Raw genomic sequence first — 3,663 nt, forward strand, 5'->3', positions numbered from 1 at the left:
GAAATTTCCCAGTTGACAGTCAACAGTTAACAGTTAACAGTCAACAATCCCAACTTATTGAGGCTCAAGGTTGGGTAATAGCTTCTAATGGGGAAGTTCAACTGGTGGCTGAAGCGCCCAATGGCGAGCCGCACGGTTCGGGGATTGTCCCGCCTTCTTGCCGATCGCGCTAATTAGCCCGAATTTGGTATTAAAATACCAACTAAGATCCTCAGCAAATCTTCTAGATCGGCAGGAACTCGATAGAGGTTAAGATCCTGGTGCATTTGCCGAGCCTGACGGTTAAATACACCGAACTGCCAAATACTTCCCGTTGAGACTGCCCCTGAAAGTATAGGTTGTCCTGATTCTACCCAGCGATCGAGGGCAATTAATTCGACGGCCAATTGTACAAATCCTCTTTCTAAATCTTCATTTTTAGCTTCGATCGCCAAAAAGGTCTGTTGACTTTGGAGTAAGTAATCTAATGAACCTTTTAATTGGTCGCTGACCACAACAGGGTATTCAATATTCAGCGTAGCTTGAGTGTAATGCAGCACATCGATCAACACCGGAGCGATTAAAAATTCTCGGCGGGCCGCTTCGCTAGTAAGGCTGAGTCGAGGTAAGCTTTCTTCTATGCGCCGTTTCAAATCTACAAGGCGATCGAGGTTGTCCCCAGAACGACGGAACGTCATTACTTGTCGCTGAAGCGTTACGTCGAAGTAAGCAAGAATGTCTCGCGGGGCAAAGTTGAGTTTGAAATAGTCAGCAAATGTATAAGAGCGATCGGATTGGATGATAGGAGGTTTGGGCATTTTGTTAAACCGTTGCTTAAGATACAGATAAATTGTATAAGTGTAGGAAGAAGACAAGTATCAGCCTATAAGAAGACAAAGATTTCCGATTTTTTGATAAAGTGTATTCCAAAACTGCCTACAATGCACAGAGCTAACGTAAAATTACAGTTGTAAAAGCGATCGGCAGCTCAGAAACTGTAAGACAGCAGGAACGTAAAAATCATGGATAAAAAATTATTCGAGCCAGAACTCCACAGAGTATCGGACGAATCTATGAACGCCGCAGAACCTTTGAATATTAAGGTTGAGGACGATCGCACAGGGATGACTGTGGAAACTCTCAAGCGAGCTTTCGCTGATAATCTTTACTACATTCAGGGAAAAAATGAGTTCTTGGCCACGCCCTACGATTACTATATGGCCTTGGCTTTTACTGTGCGCGATCGCCTCCTCCACCGCTGGATTAATACCACCACATCATACATCAAAAAAGATGTCAAGGAAGTATTTTATCTTTCCGCAGAATTCTTAATGGGCAAACAGTTGGGCAATAATTTGCTCAATTTGGGGCTATATGAACGAGTAGAAATTGCTCTGCGCGAACTCGGTCACGAACTCAATGATTTAATCGCCCTAGAATCTGAACCCGGACTTGGTAACGGTGGTTTAGGTCGTCTTGCTGCTTGTTTTTTAGATTCTCTAGCTACCTTAGAAATTCCCGCAATTGGCTATGGAATTCGCTATGAATTCGGAATTTTCGACCAGTGGATTGTAGATGGTGCTCAAGTAGAACGACCAGATAAATGGCTGCGTTTCGGCAACCCTTGGGAAATTCGCCGTCCAGAATTAATGGTGGAAGTAGACTTCGGAGGACATACAGAAACTTACCAAGACGAACACGGTCAACACCGAGTGCGTTGGATTCCAGACCGCAAGATTGTGGGCACGCCTTTCGATACCCCTGTGGCTGGATATAACAACAATACAGTGAATACATTGCGCCTCTGGCGTGCTGGTGCTTCTGAAGAATTTGACTTTCAAATATTTGACAGTGGCAACTACGTCGGCTCTGTAACTGACAAAATCTTTTCGGAAAATATCTCGAAGGTTCTTTATCCGAATGATAACACATCTCAGGGTAAACAACTGCGGCTAGAACAGCAGTATTTCTTTGTGAGTTGTTCTCTACAAGATATCATTGCCAAATATCGCCAAACCAACCATAATTTTGACCGCTTCCACGAAAAAGTCTCGCTTCAGTTAAACGACACTCACCCCTCAATTGGTGTAGCTGAATTGATGCGGCTGTTGGTAGATCAACATCATTTAGGTTGGAATCGCGCTTGGTACATTACTCGTAATGTCTTTGCCTACACAAATCATACTTTGCTGTCAGAAGCTTTAGAGCGGTGGCCTGTGAGTTTGTTCCAGCGAGTTTTGCCCAGGCATTTAGAGATTATTTACGAAATCAACCGCCGCTTTTTAGATGAGGTGAAGGCTAAATATCCCAGAGATGAAGCGCGGCTAGAAAGGCTATCTTTGATTCAAGAAGGTGAAGAGAAATACATCCGTATGGCAAATTTAGCCTGCGTTGGTAGCCATTCTATTAACGGTGTGGCGGCTCTGCACACGGAACTCTTGAAGCTAGACGTGCTACGGGATTTCAACGAATTGTGGCCAGAAAAGTTTAACAATAAAACTAACGGCGTAACTCCTCGCCGCTGGCTGGCTTTAAGCAACCCCAAACTATCTCAATTATTTACTGAGAAATTGGGCAATGGTTGGGTGACAGAGTTGGATCAACTTTCACAGTTAGAACAGTTTATCAATGACCCGGAATTTTGCGATCGCTGGCGTAATATCAAGCGGGAAAATAAGCAGGCTTTGGCGGATTATATTCTGCTATTTAACGACATTGAAGTGAATCCCGATTCGCTGTTTGATGTGCAGGTAAAACGGATTCACGAATACAAACGGCAATTGCTGATGGTGCTTTATATCATCACATTGTACAATCGGATTAAGCGCGATCCCAATGTGGAAGTTTTACCCCGGACTTATATTTTTGGTGGCAAGGCAGCACCGGGTTATTACATCGCTAAACTGGTAATCAAGTTGATTAACTCGGTGGCAGAATTTGTGAATAATGACCCTGATATCCGAGGTAGGATTAAGGTGGCGTTTTTGGCAAATTACTCCGTATCTTTGGGTCAAATTGTGTATCCAGCCGCGAATCTTTCTGAGCAAATTTCCACAGCGGGTAAGGAAGCTTCAGGTACGGGAAATATGAAATTTGCCATGAATGGAGCTCTGACAATTGGAACTCTTGATGGTGCAAACGTTGAAATCCGCGAAAAAGTGGGAGCGGAGAATTTCTTCTTGTTTGGCTTGACTGCGGAGGAAGTTTATGCTCTGAAAGGAAAAGGCTACAATCCCCGCAAGTATTACGAGGAGAATCAGGAGTTAAAAGAAGTTTGCGATCGCATTGGTTCGGGATATTTTTCCCCAGAAAATCCTGATTTGTTCCAGCCACTCGTCAACTCGCTGCTCAACCATGACGAGTATATGCTATTGGTAGACTACCAGTCTTATATTGAGTGTCAGGAGCGAGTTAGTCAAGCTTACCGAGATCCTGAAACTTGGACGCGGATGTCAATTCTAAATTCGGCTCGGATGGGATTCTTTTCGAGCGATCGCACGATTAAAGAATACTGTCATGATATTTGGAATGTGCAACCTGTGAAGATTGACTTAGAAGAATACGTGCAAAAATTTGGTGGCTCGTTACTGCCAGAAAGTTAATGGTTAACAGTTAACGGTTAACAGTTAATGGTTAACCGTTATAGCAACCTTCTTAACAGTTAGGGCAACTCAAGCGTGTTAT

Annotated in this window: 2 protein-coding genes; one reads left to right on the forward strand and one right to left on the reverse strand. The window is 43.7% G+C overall.

What is annotated here, in order from left to right:
- Positions 1-173: 173 nt before the first annotated feature.
- The gene (locus OSCI_RS10330) at positions 174-797 is read right to left on the reverse strand and encodes a hypothetical protein (RefSeq protein ID WP_007354882.1); all 624 of its coding nucleotides are present in this window, start codon (positions 795-797) and stop codon (positions 174-176) included.
- Between the two features lie 204 nt (positions 798-1,001).
- Here OSCI_RS10330 and OSCI_RS10335 point away from each other — a divergent pair, with 204 nt between their 5' ends.
- Positions 1,002-3,581 carry a glycogen/starch/alpha-glucan phosphorylase gene (locus tag OSCI_RS10335; RefSeq protein ID WP_007354883.1) on the forward strand — a complete coding sequence of 860 codons (2,580 nt, stop codon included), beginning with the start codon at positions 1,002-1,004 and terminating at the stop codon, positions 3,579-3,581.
- Positions 3,582-3,663: the final 82 nt, after the last annotated feature.

Source organism: Kamptonema sp. PCC 6506, assembly GCF_000180455.1.
GTDB classification, from domain to species: Bacteria; Cyanobacteriota; Cyanobacteriia; order Cyanobacteriales; family Microcoleaceae; genus Kamptonema; species Kamptonema formosum.